This is a genomic window from Halobellus captivus (assembly GCF_007655485.1).
Taxonomy (GTDB): domain Archaea; phylum Halobacteriota; class Halobacteria; order Halobacteriales; family Haloferacaceae; genus Haloquadratum; species Haloquadratum captivum.
Window position 1 is genome coordinate 692,282 of sequence record NZ_VJXQ01000001.1, and the last position, 13,551, is coordinate 705,832.

Here is a 13,551-nt window from a genome sequence, read left to right on the forward strand (position 1 = left end):
CGGACCGGTCTATCGGATCTTCGTCCCGGGGACGGCGTCGCCGTGCGTCGTGAGCAGATCGGCCTGCTCGCCCGCCGCGAGCAGCATCCCGTTCGATTCGACGCCGAACAGCTCGGCCTTCTCCAGGTTGGCGACCACGACGATCGTCTCTCCGACGAGGGAGTCGAGATCGTGGAGCTGTTTGATCCCGGCGACGATCTGGCGCTCCTCGAGGCCGATGTCGACGGTCAGCTTCGCGAGCTTGTCGGCGCCCTCGACGCCCTCGGCGGCGACGATTTCGCCAACGCGGATGTCGAGCGCCTGGAAGTCCTCGAACCCGATGCGCTCGTCGGCGATCGGTTCGAGGTCCGCGGCCGACGCGTTCCCCGCGCCGCCGTCCTCGCGGTCGCCGTCGGTATCGTCGTCAGCGCCGGAGTGATCGTCCTCGGTCGCCGCTTCGACCCGCTCTTCGAGCTTCTCGTTCAGCTCCTCGACGCGCTCCGCGGGGATCTTCTCGAACAGCTCCGTCGGCTCGTCGAACGCCTGCGTAGCGGGATCGAGCGCGGCATCGATGCCCGCGGCGTGGACGTCGCCGTCCTCGTTGAGATCGCTCCAGATGTTCTCGGCGGCCTCTGGCGTGACCGGCTCGAAGAGCACGGCCACCGCTTTCGCGATCTGGACGCAGTCGCGGATGACCCGCGCCTTCTCGGGATCGTCGTCGTCGAGCTTCCAGGGCTCGTTGCGCTGGATGTACTCGTTGCCGAACTGCGCGAGCCGGACCGCGCTCTCGCCGACCGCACGGACCGAGTACTCGTTGACACCGGCCTCGAACTCCTCGATCGCGGTCTCGATCCGCGCGCGGACGTCCTCAGAGACGTCGACGTCGGGCGAGCCGCCGAACTCGCGGGCGGCGAAGAGCAGCGAGCGGTAGACGAAGTTGCCGACGGTGCCGACGAGTTCGTTGTTCACGCGTTCGCGGAAGCGGCCCCACGAGAAGTCGACGTCCTGCTGGAAGCCGCCGTTGGTCGCGAGGTAGTAGCGGAGGAGGTCGGGGCGAAAGCCCTCGTCTAAGTACTCGTCGGCCCAGACGGCCCGGTCCCGCGAGGTCGAAAAGCCCTTGCCTTCGAGCGTGATGAAGCCGGAGGCCATCACGGCGCGCGGTTCGGCGTAGCCCGCGGCGCGCAGCATCGCGGGCCAGAAGACGGTGTGGTGCTGGATGATGTCGCGACCGATGATGTGGACGATCTCGCCGCCCCCGGTCGGTCCACCCGCTCCGTCCGATCCGCCCGCTCCGTCACCGTCGACCGCGCCCGAACCGCTCGCTTTCCACGCCGCCTCCCAGTCGAAGACGTCGCTCCCGACGCGTTCGGTGTACTGCTTCGTCGAGGAGATGTACTCGATCGGCGCGTCGACCCAGACGTAGAGGACGAGGTCCTCCTCGCCGGGGTAGTCGACGCCCCAGTCCATATCGCGGGTGATACACCAGTCCTGGAGTTCGCCCTCGATCCACTCGCGGGGCTGGTTCTGGGCGTTCGAGGTGCCTTCGAGGCGGTCGATGAATTCGACGAGGTACTCTTGCAGGTCCGAGACGGCGAAGAACTTGTGCTCGCGGTTTCGGTACTCCGCGGCGTTCCCCGTGACCGTCGAGACGGGGTCTTCGATCTCGCCGGGTTCGAGGTGGCGGCCGCAGCCCTCGTCGCACTCGTCGCCGCGGGCGTGCTCGCCGCAGTACGGGCACGCCCCCTCGACGAATCTGTCGGGCAGCCACTGGTCGGCCTCGGGGTCGTAGGCGACGGGGATCTCCTTCTCGTAGACGTAGCCCTCCTCCTCCAACGTCCGGACGATCTCCTGGGTCGTTTCGAGGTTCGTCTCGTCGTGCGTGTGGCCGTAGTTGTCGAACTCGACGTCGAACTTCGGGAACGTCTCCTCGTACCGCTCGTGGTGTCGAAGGGCGAACTCCTCGGGGGTGACGCCCTCCTCAGCGGCGTTGACGGCGACCGGCGTGCCGTGCATATCGGATCCGGAGACGAACGCGGTCTCCTGGCCGAGCCGCTTCAGCGCGCGGCTGTAGATGTCGCCGCCGACGTACGTTCGGAGGTGACCGATGTGCAGGTCGCCGTTGGCGTACGGCAGCCCGCAGGTCACCACCGCCGGGTCCTCGGTGGGAAAGTCCTCGTGGCTCATAGGGGACACTCTCGGCGGCGGCACCAAAATCCCGCTGATTCGGCGTCGTCGTCGTCGGGGCGGCAACGCGACGACTGAACACGGTGGGCACGACGACCGAACGCGGTGGGCGGCGGCACGCGGAATCGAATCCCGTGCGACCGCGGCACCGACTACCGAAGCGCGTCGAGGTCGTCGAGGAACGCCCGAAGCATCTCCCGCGTCACGTGCGGCATCACGACAATCCGCGCGAGGCCGTCGCCCGTGCGAGAGAGCCGCCAGCCGCCGTCGCGGAGCGCGCGGAAAGTCGGTTCGTCGAGGTCGACCACGACGATCGGGAGCTCCACGTCGGCGACGTCCCGGTCACGCGATCTGAGTTCCGCCGCGAACCACCGGGCGAGCCGGTCGGCGCGCTCGTACTCGCGGCGGTAGCCCTCTGGCCACAGCGCGTCCATCGCGGCGACGGCGCTCGCGACGCCAGCCCCGCTTCGCGTCCCCGTCAGCGACGCCTGCGAGGTCGATTCGAGATACGGCGTATCGACCGCCAGCGCGTCCATTCCATCCCGTTCGCGGAAGAGCAGTCCGCCCGCGGGGATGACCGCGCGGCCGCACTTGTGCGGGTCGATCGTCATCGAGTCGATCGGGGCGTGCCCGAAGTGCCACGCGTGGTCGGTGAAGGGGAGGAGGAAGCCGCCCCACGCGGCGTCGACGTGACAGTACGCGTCGGCGTCGTGGGCGATCTCGGCGAGTTCGGGGATCGGATCGATCCGACCGTACTCGGTCGTGCCCGCGACGCCGACGACGAGGATCGTCTCCGAGTCGACCGCGGCCCCGACGGCGTCGACGTCAGCGCGGTGGTCGTCGTCCGTCGGGACCGTGCGCAACTCGACGCCGAGAATGTCGGCCGCCTTCGTGAAGGAGAAGTGGACGCTCTCGGGGGCGACGACGTTCGGGTCGGTCGCGTCGCTTCGGTGTCGCGCCGAGCGGACCGCCTGGATGTTCGCCTCGGTCCCGCCGCTCGTGACGTATCCGTGCGGGCCGTCGGAGGCGGCGTTCGGATCCGGAGCCGCCGTCGGGCTGGACGTGGATTGGCCCAATCCGGCGAGTCGACCGAGTCCGTTCACGGCTCGCGCTTCGAGTGCGCTGACCTCGGCGTAGGTGGCCGGATCGCCCGGGTTCGTCGCGAGAAACCGCTCTGCGGCCTCCCGTGCGCTCGGATGCGGCTCCGTGCACATCGAGGAGAGAACGCGCTCGAACGTCTGCGGGGCCGCCCGCTGCATAGAACCTCGTAGGATGCGGTCTCGTTTAGTCATTCTGTTCTGGTCGCGCGGTCTTCGATCCCGTTAGATCGGTCGACGGGTCGTCCGCGGCTGGAACGGACGAACCGCCGATCTCACGCCCTTTCGGAGGCGCTCCCTGCCGACTATCGAACCCGCCCCAATTACCGCACCGAATCGAGGAGGAGCCGCTGTTCGACCCGCTTGGCCTCGTGTTGGACGTCGCGGACGGCGTCGATGTTCGCCGACACCGACGAGATCCCCCTCTCGACGAGGAACTGAACCATCCGCGGCTTCGAGGCGGCCTGTCCACAGATCGACGTTTTGACGCCGAGTTCGCGACACGTTTCGATCGTGTCGCCGAGGATCTTCAGCACCGCCGGGTGCAGTTCGTCGAAGCGGTCGGCGACGCGCCCGTTGTTTCGATCGACCGCGAGCGTGTACTGCGTGAGGTCGTTCGTCCCGAACGAGGCGAAGTCGATGCCCGCCTCGGCCATCGACTCGACTTCGTAGGCGGCCGCGGGCGTTTCGATCATAACGCCCCACTGGCGCTTCTCCGGATCGACGCCCGCCTGCTCCATCAGGTTGCGTGCGCGCACGACATCCTCAGCGTCGTTGACGAGCGGGAACATTATCTCGACGTTGTCGTAGCCCATCTCGTAGATGCGACGGAACGCCTCCAGTTCGTGTTTGAACAGCCCCGGGTTGTCGAGCGAGCGGCGGATCCCCCGGTAACCGAGCATCGGGTTGTGCTCCCGGGGTTCGTCCTCGCCGCCTTCGAGCTGCCGGAACTCGTCGGTCGGCGCGTCGAGCGTTCGGACGCGGACGGGACGGGGGTAGAACTCCTCGGCTGCCGTTCGGATGCCGTCGACGAGCTCGTCGATGTAGGCGTGCTCGCCGTTGTCGGCGATATACTTCGTCGGGGTCTTGCCGAGCGAGAGGACCATATGCTCGATCCGGAGGAGACCGACGCCGTCCGCGCCGGTCGCAGCGGCGCGTTCGGCCGCTTCCGGGATCGAAACGTTGACTTTCACCTCAGTCGCCGTCATCGGCTTGACGGGCGTCTTCGGGCGCGCCTCCTCGATGGGTTCGTGCTGCTCCTCGACGGGTTCGACGCCCTCGCGAATCGTCCCCTTGTCGCCGTCGATGGTGATCGGCTGGCCGTCTTCGAGCTCGCGAGTCGCCGATCCCACGCCGACGACGGCCGGAACGCCCAGTTCGCGGGAGACGATCGCCGCGTGGGAGGTCATTCCGCCCTCGTCGGTGACGATTCCGGAGGCGCGCTTCATCGCCGGAACCATATCCGGCATCGTCATCTCGGTCACGATGATGTCGCCGTCGCCGACCTGATCGAGGTGATCGAGCTTCGTGACGATGCGGGCCTCGCCGGAGGCGATGCCGGGGCTGGACCCGAGCCCTCGGAGGATGACGTCGCCGGAGTTCGCATCGTCTTTGCCGCCGTTAGCTTCCGCGGACGCGGCCGCCTCGGACTCCTCTTCGCCGATCGTCGTGATCGGCCGCGACTGGAGCATGTACACGTCGCCGTCGTAGATGGCCCACTCGACGTCCTGCGGCGTCCCGTAGTGATCCTCGACGCGAGCGCCGATTTCGACCAGTTCCTCGATCTCGGCGTCCGTGAGGACGCGGGCGCTCCGTTTCTCGTCGGGGACGTCGCGGTCGACGGTCTCGCCGGTCTCCTCGTCTTTGACCATCATCATCTTCTTGTCCGCGACGGTGACGGTCTCGACCTCTGCAGTCTCGCGATTGACGACGTAGTTATCCGGGGAGACCGAACCGGAGACGACCGCCTCGCCGAGACCCCACGCCGCCTCGATGATGATCTGCGGCTCGCCCGTCGACGGGTGGGAGGTGAAGAGGACGCCCGACTTCTCCGCGTCGACCATCTCCTGAACGACGACCGCGATGTCGACCTCCTCGTGGGGGAAGCCCTGTCGGTTCCGGTAGTAGATGGCGCGCTGGGAGAACAGCGACGCCCAACACTCCTTGACGCGCTCGACCAGCGCGTCCTCCTGGACGTTCAGGAACGTCTCCTGTTGCCCCGCGAAGGAGGCGTCCGGGAGGTCCTCGGCGGTCGCAGACGAGCGGACGGCTACGAAGCGCTCGCCGTCGCCCAGGTTGCCGTACGCCTCGAGGATCTCGTCTCTGACCGCGTCCGGGACGGGCGTTTCCATAATGAGTTCGTGAGCGCGCTCGTGCGCCTCGCGGAGCGCCGAACTGTCCTCGTGGTCCACGTCGACAACCGAAAATAGTTCCTCGTCGATACCCGCGTTTTCGATGAATTCGCGGTAGGTCCCGGCGGTCACGACGAATCCCGACGGCACGGGTAGCCCTGCACCTGTGAGTTCGCCCAGTGAAGCCGCCTTGCCGCCGACTCGATCGATGTCGGCGGACCGCACGTCGTCCAGCCAAGCTACTGCCATTAGCGTGTGCAATTCCGCGGATGTTCGTAAAGTACTTTCCGAAGAGCGCAACCGTGAATAAAACGTACTCGAATATGAGTATATTATTTATGACTGTTCCGCCGAGAGGTTCTTTACCGGCGAAGCCCTTCGTTGCACTGTGCTCCCGGAGTGGGTCTCATCGCTGCCGTCGTGGCTCGTATTGGGCCTTCTCGGCGGCGGCCTCGCCTCGGTCGTCGTCGCCGGAGTGTTCCTCGTCGGCGGTCGCTTGTTCCCGGACGCGCCGCCGACGAGCGGCCATCGGATCGACGGCCCGTCGCGGCGTCGGATGGAGATCCGCAGCTACCTCCGAACGATCTCCGAGCCGTTCGTCGAGGATCACCCGATCGACGGTGAGATGGTCGAATTCTACCTTCCACAGCGGGGGGTCGCGCTCACGTTCGACGCGCAGGCGTACTTCCGACTCGAACGCGCGGGGACGTACACGGTGCTCTGCGAACACGAGATGCCAGCGCACGCCCTGGGTCGCCGACTCCCCTTCGAGGTACCGGAGTTCGAGTTCGGCAGGCACCGACCCGCACGCGACGACCCCGTGACGGAGGCGTTCGATTACCTGAACCTCGCACCCACCGTCGCCCCCGAGGAGGTCAAAAGCGCCTACCGCGACCGCGTGAAGTCGGCCCATCCAGATCACGGCGGGTCGCAAGCGGAGTTCAAACGGTTACAAGAGGCGTACGCGACCGCCAGAGAACACGCTGCGGAGTAGGTTTATATGCGATGGCGAGGCCAGACGCGTCGTGATCTGACCGACGCCACGGCGCGTTTCGCGGTTGTGTGACACATCGCGCCGTGTTCGGAGTGCCGTTCGCGCCTCGCATACAGTGCGCGCTCCGCCGTGTCACCTGTTCGCCCCGACGGCCAGACTACCGTATCGCCCACCGCCCGGGCACCGGGCCGTCCCACCTCTCACCACCCAGTGGCGACGTCCGCGTATCCCTCACCGCTCGGGCGTGACACCGTCGCGCTCGTCCGTCATCTCCGTCACCTCGTAGCGCACCTCGGCGTCGCGCAGCGCGTCGGTCACCCGGCCGACGAGATCCGGCGTCGCGACCACGACGCTGTCGACGCCGCGGGCGGCAGCCGCGGCCGCGACGTCGCCAGCGGCGAAGGACGTCTCGACGTCGACGTCGGCCGCGCGGAGCGCTACCACCGCTTCGACGCCCGCGGCGACGACCACGTCCGCGTCCGCACAGCGGACCGCGAGTTCGTCGGCCGGGACCGCCCGACTGCCGCCAGAGCGGGCCGACGGGATCTGTACCACGGTGACGCGGCCGGGGTCGATCTCGATGACGCCCTCGAAACCGGTGACGCTCACGTCGCCTCCCGGGTCGGCGGCGGTGGTGGCCACGCCGGTCGCGGGGCCGTCGTCACCGGGCGTCGCGTGAAGGAGTCCGTCGCGGAGCGACAGCGTCACCGTGTCACCGACGTCGATCCGCTCGGTGGCCACGGCGGCGTCCTCTTGGACGCTCTCTAAGACGTCCTCGGTCACGTGCTCGGCGAATCGACGGAGCCCCTTCGCCTCCTGAAACAGCCAGTCGACACCCTCCTTCGTCACCCGGTAGCGGGAGCGCGCCTCCTTGTCGACGTAGCCGTCGTCGACGAGTTCACGGATGTACTCGCTGACGGCTTGGCTCGTCACCCCGACCGCGTCGGCGATCTCCCCCTGGCTCACCGCCGGCTGTCGGTCGGCGATCTCGACGAGGATCCGAAACCGCGTCGCCGTTCGTTTGTCATCGAGCGCGCCGCTCATACCGGACCCTCGGCCGCCGCCGAGAAAAACCCCAACGGAATGGCGACGGTCCGGACGCGATCTCGAGTCGCAACTGCAACGCCGCTGCCGTCAGTGATTTCACCGCCTCGATCCAAGGGCCGCCGTGGACGCCGTGGACGACGTCGAGTTCCTGCCGCGCGCCGTGTACCTCCGCCGAGCCGACGCGCTCGTCCTCGCGGACCTCCACGTCGGGCGCGGAGAATCGTCCAGCCTCCGCCTCCCGGTCGGCGAGCGACGCGATCTCGTCGAACGGCTCGACGCACTGCTCGCCGCGACCGGCCCCGCGAGGACCGTTTTCGCTGGGGACGTCCTCCATCGGTTCGGAACCGCCTCCGCGCGGAGCCGCGAGACCGTCGAGGCGCTCCGTGGCTGCTGCGACGACGCGGGAAGCACGCCCGTCTTCGTTCGCGGGAACCACGACACGGCACTCGAATCCGTCAGTGACGACGTTCGAGAACACTACGTCGCCTGTGATGATCCCCGGACCGTCGTCTGTCACGGTCACGAGGAGCCATCGGTCGACGCCGACCGATACGTGATCGGCCACGATCACCCGGCGATCGAGATCGAAGGACAGCGACGGCCCTGTGCGCTCGACGCTCCCGACGCGTACCGCGGCGCAGACGTGCTGATGCTGCCAGCGTTCTCGCGGCTCGCGCCGGGCGTCGAGATCAACGCCGCGCGCGCCGCCGACCTGTTGTCACCGCTCGTCGACGACCTCGACAGCGCCCGGCCGGTCGTCTACGACGAGGGGCGCGAGGTTGCGCTCACGTTCCCGCCGCTGGAGTCGTTTCGGCGGATGCTGTGAGCGGTACTGACACAGCGAGCCGCCGACAGTGGCGATACTGACGCAGGGGATCGGCTGACCGAATTCAGCGGTCGCGCTCGACGGCGCGCGCGGCCTCGCGGCCGCTCCGCAGCGCACCCTGAATCGACGACCACGCGGTGTAGTCGCCAGCCAGATACGTCGATCGGCCCGGCTCGCGGACATCCGGGAGCGTCTCGTGAACGCCGGGCGGCTGCGCGAACTGCGCGAACTCGATTCGGTGCGTTCGGACCGGTTCCAACGCGGAAAAGTCTCGCTCTGGATACCACGCTTCGAGCGTCAGCCGCGTCTCCTCGGCGAGCGCCGACGCGTCCCGATCCAGCGCCGACTCGCCGAGGAACGTCGCGTTGAGCAGCGCGGACCCGTCCGGCGCGTACTCGGGCGCGACCTCCGAGACGGGCACGACCGTGTTCGGAGAGGGATCGGCCGCGTTGAGCAGGATCTTGCGTCGCGTCCGCGGCGCCGAACCGTCCGGGAGCCGATAGTACTGCGTTACGCAGCCGCGTGCCTCTCGGGGAATCGAGTCGACGCCCGTGAGCCGATACGCTTCCTTGGGGTCGGTGGCGACGACGGCCGCGTCCGCCGTAATCGTCTCCCCGTCTTTTTTGACGGTCACGCCGTCGCCGTCCTCGTCGACCGACGCGACCCGCTCGCCGAGGCGGATCGCGACCCCCGCATCGCGGGCCCGGTCGGCTAACTGCTCCGCGATCGCGCCCATCCCGCGCGCGGGGAGCGCGATCCGCCCCTCCGAGAGCGCCTTGAACGTGTACTCGAAGACGCGCTTGGAGGTCGAGAGCGACCGGTCGAGCGTAATTCCGCCGTAGAAGGGCGCGACGAAGTGCTCGATGTAGTCGTCGGTGAAGCCCCACTCCCGGAGGGAGGACCGGATGGACTGGTCCGCCGAACGGAAGATCTCCGATTCCGTCCGCGTGCCGACGTGCTGTCTGAGGAGCAGCGTTCGGAGCTTATCGCTCAGCGTCACCTCGCCGTTTCGGAGCGACGCTCCGGCGGCGCGGACGTCGCGGAAGGGGTCCGAGAGCACCGACCGCGATCCGGGGCGCGCGATCACCGCACCGGGGCGGAAGAACCGCAGGTCCAGCGCGTCGAGATCGAGTTCCAGACGAACCGCGGGGTAGGCGGTGAAGAGGACCTGGAACCCGCGATCGAGCGTGAACCCCTCTCGCGTCTCGGTCCGCACACGTCCGCCGACAGTCCGACCCCGCTCTACGACGGTCACGTCCGCGCCCGCAGTCGCGAGTCGGCGGGCGGCGACGAGACCGGCCAGCCCCGCGCCGACGACCACGACGGAATCTCCATCCATACGGAACCTTCGGTCGGCGGCCACTAAGAGACTGCGAGTGTCGTGACGGCTTCGAAAGCCTCGGCGCGAGTGCTCGCAAGCGAGCGCGAAGTGAATAGGGATTTGTTCGTCGGGTCGAAATTTCGGCTATGCCGACCAACGACGCGTTTCTGGGACTCGTCTGTACCGAGACCGGAGAACGCTACGACGCGACCGCGACGGGACATAGCGACGCGGGCGCGCGACTCGAAGCGGCCTACGAGTACGACGCCGTCGACTGGGCCGACGGGACGCCCGCGGACGAATCCGACTCGATGTGGCGCTACGCCGACCTGCTCGCGTTCGAAGAACCGGTCACGGCCGCGGAGGGCGGAACACCGCTCGTCTCGGCACCGACGCTCGCGGCGGAGGCCGATATCGGTGCGCTCTCGATCAAAGACGAGGGGCGGAATCCGACTGGGACGGTGCTGGACCGCGGCCTCGCCCCGGCCGTGACCGCCGCGCGCGAGGCCGACGCGGACCTCGTCGCGCTCGCGACGCCCGGGAACGCGGGACAGTCGGCCGCGTCCTACGCCGGACTCGCCGAGTTGCGCTCGTACGCGTTCGTCCCCTCGCGGGCCCCCTTCCCGAACAAGGCGATGATCAACGTCCACGGCGGCGAGATGCGCGTCGTCGGCGGGCGCTACCCAGACGCCGAGTCCGCCCTTTCCGAGCAGTTGCAGTCGGCGTGGTACACGCTCCAGGAGTTCGACAACCCGCACCGACACGACGGGATCAAGACCGCCGCCTTCGAGATCGCGGAGTCGCTCTCGTGGGCGACTCCGGACGGCGTCGTCGTCCCCGCGGGCACCGGCGAGGTCGTCGCCGGAATCGCGAAGGGATTTCGCGAACTGCGGGAGCTCGGACTGACCGCAGACGTACCGCCGATCTACGCCGCGCAGCCTTCGGGCTGTGCGCCCATCGTCGCGGCCCATCAGCGAGATTCCGACGCGATCGAGTCCTGGGAGTCGCCGGACACGATCGTCGGCGAACTGGAGATCACCGACCCGAAGGGCGGGGACGCCGCGCTCGAAGCGGTCCGATCGACAGGCGGCGGGGTCGTCGCCGTCGACGACGAGGACAGTCTGGAGAGCGCCGTGCTCGCCGCACAGCGGGTGGGCGTCGAAGCGGGACCGGCTGGCGGCGTCGCGCTCGCGGGTGCCGCGGCGCTCGCCGACGAGGGCGCGTTCGGAAGCGATGACGACGTCGTCGTCCTCAACACGGCGTCCGGGACTAAAAGCGCCGACGTGCTCCGGAGTCACTTGATGGGGAAGGGGATATAACGGGGAGAACTGGATCTAACACGGAGTCCACAGTACCGACGTCGGTCGGGTTTCGATTCGATTTCCCGGAAGTTTCCACCGCCAGATTATTACTTTAGACGGGTCTAAACCGGGGTATGTTGAGCGACGTGATGGAGGACTACCTCAAGGCGATCTACCAGATACAGGCGCGCTCTGGACCGCCGGTATCCACCTCCGCGATCGCGACGGCGCTCGATAAGACGCCCGCGACGGTGACGAGTATGCTCGGTACGCTCGAAGAGCGCGGGCTGATCACGCGAGAGAAGTACAAGGGGGCCGAACTCACTCGCGAGGGCGAGACCGTCGCGCTAGAAGTGCTTAGACACCACCGACTGCTGGAAGCGTACCTCGCCGAACAGCTCGATTACTCCTGGAGCGAGGTCCACGAGGAGGCCGACGCGCTGGAACACCACATCAGCGAGGAGTTCGAGCGGCGCGTCGCGGCCGCCCTCGACGACCCCGTCGTCGACCCGCACGGCGACCCGATCCCGTCGGCGGATCTCACGCCGCTGGAAGAGGACGAGGCGACGCCGCTGTCGACTCGGGAGGTCGGCGACCGCGTCGTCGTCTCCCGCGTCAGCGACCGCGACCGCGAGGAACTCGAATACCTGGCCGACGCGGGAATCACGCCCGGAACGGCGCTGGAAATCGTCGATGTCGCTCCCTTTGGAATGATCACGGTTCGAACGGACGAGGGGGTCGAACAGAGCCTCCCCGAATCGATTGCCGAGGCAATCTACGTCGCCGCCGACGCCGACGCGACCGACTCCGAGCAGCGAGGCGACACCGATCAACGGGGAGGCGTCGGCAACGCGTGAGCGCGTACCTCGAAATCGTCGTCATCGCGTTCGTTGCCCAGTTGGCGGTGCTCCCCGGCGAGAAAGTCCAGTTCATCATCGCCGGACTGTCAACCCGTTACGACCCGAAGGTGGTCGTCGCCGCCGCGGGCTCGGCGTTCGCTGGCTGGACCGCCCTCGAGATCCTCTTCGGACGGGCGTTGCAGTCGGCGCTCTCCCCGCAGGTCCTCGACGCGGTGACGGCGGCGCTCTTTCTGACGTTCGCCGTCCTGCTGTACCGTTCTGCCCCCTCGTCCGGCGACCGCTCGGCGTCGCCGACGACCGACGGCGGGACCGCCGATCTCGACGGCTTGCGGCTGCCGGAGCCGCTCGACCGCTACTCGGGGTCGTTCGGCGGCTTCCTCCCGATCTTCGCGCTGATGGTGACCGGCGAGTTCGGCGATAAGACCCAGTTGATCACCATCGGGCTGGCCGTCCAGTACGGCGCGACCTCCGCCATCTGGGTCGGCGAGATGCTGGCGATCATCCCGATCAGCCTCGCGAACGCGTACTTCTTCCACACGTTCGCACACCGGGTCGATATGCGGAAAGCACACCTCGCCGCGGCCGCGCTGTTCGCCCTCTTCGGCCTCGACGTCGTGCTCTCGTTACTGACGGGCTTCTCGGTCTGGGACTCACTCATCGGCGTCGTCAGCGCGGCCGCCGCGGGACTCGTCTGATCACCAGTGGAACGTCCTCGTAGATCGTTTCGCGTCCCCGCAGATCGTTTCGCGTCCCCGCAGGTCGTTTCGCGTCCTCGCAATCCGTCTTTCTTCGGATCCTTTTTCTCGGTATGCTCCCGTTGTTAGTGTGATGACGAGTCTCGTTGTGACGCTTACGGCCGGTCTCATCTTCGGCGTCGCACTCGCGGCACCGCCGGGGCCGATGAACGCGATCATCGCCGAGGAGAGCGTTCTCAGCGGCTGGATCGCGGGGTTCAAAGCAGGACTGGGTGCGATGACCGCAGACGCGATCTTCTTCGTCCTCGCGCTCCTTGGCGTCGTCGCGTTCGTCGAGCAGTTCCCGATCGTCCGCGCGGTGATGATCGGCGTCGGCGGCGGGTTGATGCTGTACTTCGCCTACGGCGCGCTCGTCGAGATGCGATCGTCGTTCCGGGCGGACAGCGGAGTCGAACCGCGGGAGTCGCGCGCGGGAACGGGTTTTCGGAAGGCGTTCGTGCTGGCGCTCACCAACCCCTACCAGATCCTCTTCTGGCTCACGATCGGCGTCGGGATGCTCCAACCGGGACGCGTCGACGTCCTCGCGCAGACGCCGTACCTCGGCGAGTCGATTGCTGGACTCGTCGTCGTCGACACCGGCTCGCCAGCGCTCATCGCGGGCTTCTTCGGGGGTATTGTGGTGTGGATCACGGGCTTCCCGGCCGCCCTCGTCGGTGCCGAGCGCCGCGTCGACGCCTTCGCGCCGATCGTCGCGGGCGTCAGCGCCGTCGTGCTCGCCGCCTTCGGCATCCTCTTCGTGACGCAGAGCGCCGGAATCCTGCTGTAGCGCCCAGATCGACGGAATATCTCGGTAGCAGTTGTCACCGAAGGGAAACCCTTTGAGCCACCCGACGAAA

Annotated in this window: 11 protein-coding genes; 6 read left to right on the forward strand and 5 right to left on the reverse strand. The window is 67.7% G+C overall.

What is annotated here, in order from left to right; all coding sequences use genetic code 11:
* Positions 1 to 9: 9 nt before the first annotated feature.
* The 3 genes from metG to ppsA all read right to left on the reverse strand — a co-directional run bounded on the left by metG (position 10) and on the right by ppsA (position 5,860).
* Positions 10 to 2,163, reverse strand: a complete 2,154-nt coding sequence (metG, locus tag FJT57_RS03405) for a methionine--tRNA ligase (RefSeq protein ID WP_144901688.1) — start codon at positions 2,161 to 2,163, stop codon at positions 10 to 12.
* 152 nt (positions 2,164 to 2,315) lie between these two features.
* Positions 2,316 to 3,422, reverse strand: a complete 1,107-nt coding sequence (gene mfnA / locus FJT57_RS03410) for a tyrosine decarboxylase MfnA (RefSeq protein ID WP_238993889.1) — start codon at positions 3,420 to 3,422, stop codon at positions 2,316 to 2,318.
* A 161-nt stretch (positions 3,423 to 3,583) separates the two neighbouring features.
* Positions 3,584 to 5,860: a phosphoenolpyruvate synthase gene (ppsA, locus tag FJT57_RS03415; protein WP_144901692.1), complete on the reverse strand. Its 2,277-nt coding sequence runs from the start codon at positions 5,858 to 5,860 to the stop codon at positions 3,584 to 3,586.
* A 139-nt stretch (positions 5,861 to 5,999) separates the two neighbouring features.
* On the opposite strand from ppsA, the gene FJT57_RS03420 reads away from it, so the two are divergent.
* Positions 6,000 to 6,605: a J domain-containing protein gene (locus tag FJT57_RS03420; protein WP_144901694.1), complete on the forward strand. Its 606-nt coding sequence runs from the start codon at positions 6,000 to 6,002 to the stop codon at positions 6,603 to 6,605.
* A 231-nt stretch (positions 6,606 to 6,836) separates the two neighbouring features.
* Here FJT57_RS03420 and FJT57_RS03425 read toward each other — a convergent pair whose 3' ends face one another.
* Entirely contained in the window at positions 6,837 to 7,649 is an 813-nt protein-coding gene (locus tag FJT57_RS03425; RefSeq protein WP_144901696.1) for a DUF7839 domain-containing protein, read from the reverse strand.
* Positions 7,650 to 7,782: 133 nt separating this feature from the next.
* Here FJT57_RS03425 and FJT57_RS03430 point away from each other — a divergent pair, with 133 nt between their 5' ends.
* The gene (locus tag FJT57_RS03430; RefSeq protein ID WP_394348804.1) at positions 7,783 to 8,478 is read left to right on the forward strand and encodes a metallophosphoesterase; all 696 of its coding nucleotides are present in this window, start codon (positions 7,783 to 7,785) and stop codon (positions 8,476 to 8,478) included.
* Positions 8,479 to 8,542: 64 nt separating this feature from the next.
* On the opposite strand, the gene FJT57_RS03435 is transcribed toward FJT57_RS03430, so the two are convergent.
* Positions 8,543 to 9,817, reverse strand: coding sequence for an NAD(P)/FAD-dependent oxidoreductase (locus FJT57_RS03435; RefSeq protein ID WP_144901700.1), 1,275 nt, complete (start codon positions 9,815 to 9,817; stop codon positions 8,543 to 8,545).
* A 128-nt stretch (positions 9,818 to 9,945) separates the two neighbouring features.
* On the opposite strand from FJT57_RS03435, the gene FJT57_RS03440 reads away from it, so the two are divergent.
* The 4 genes from FJT57_RS03440 to FJT57_RS03455 all read left to right on the forward strand — a co-directional run bounded on the left by FJT57_RS03440 (position 9,946) and on the right by FJT57_RS03455 (position 13,481).
* A complete protein-coding gene (locus FJT57_RS03440; protein WP_144901702.1) occupies positions 9,946 to 11,118 on the forward strand; it encodes a pyridoxal-phosphate dependent enzyme in 1,173 nt (390 codons plus the stop codon).
* A 116-nt stretch (positions 11,119 to 11,234) separates the two neighbouring features.
* Positions 11,235 to 11,957, forward strand: a complete 723-nt coding sequence (locus FJT57_RS03445) for a metal-dependent transcriptional regulator (protein ID WP_144901704.1) — start codon at positions 11,235 to 11,237, stop codon at positions 11,955 to 11,957.
* On the forward strand, positions 11,954 to 12,655 hold the full coding sequence (locus FJT57_RS03450) for a TMEM165/GDT1 family protein (protein ID WP_144901706.1): 702 nt from the start codon (positions 11,954 to 11,956) through the stop codon (positions 12,653 to 12,655). Before FJT57_RS03445 ends, FJT57_RS03450 begins: the two co-directional genes overlap by 4 nt.
* Before the next feature lie 133 nt (positions 12,656 to 12,788).
* Positions 12,789 to 13,481 carry a LysE family translocator gene (locus FJT57_RS03455; protein WP_144901708.1) on the forward strand — a complete coding sequence of 231 codons (693 nt, stop codon included), beginning with the start codon at positions 12,789 to 12,791 and terminating at the stop codon, positions 13,479 to 13,481.
* The last annotated feature ends 70 nt before the right edge of the window (positions 13,482 to 13,551 follow it).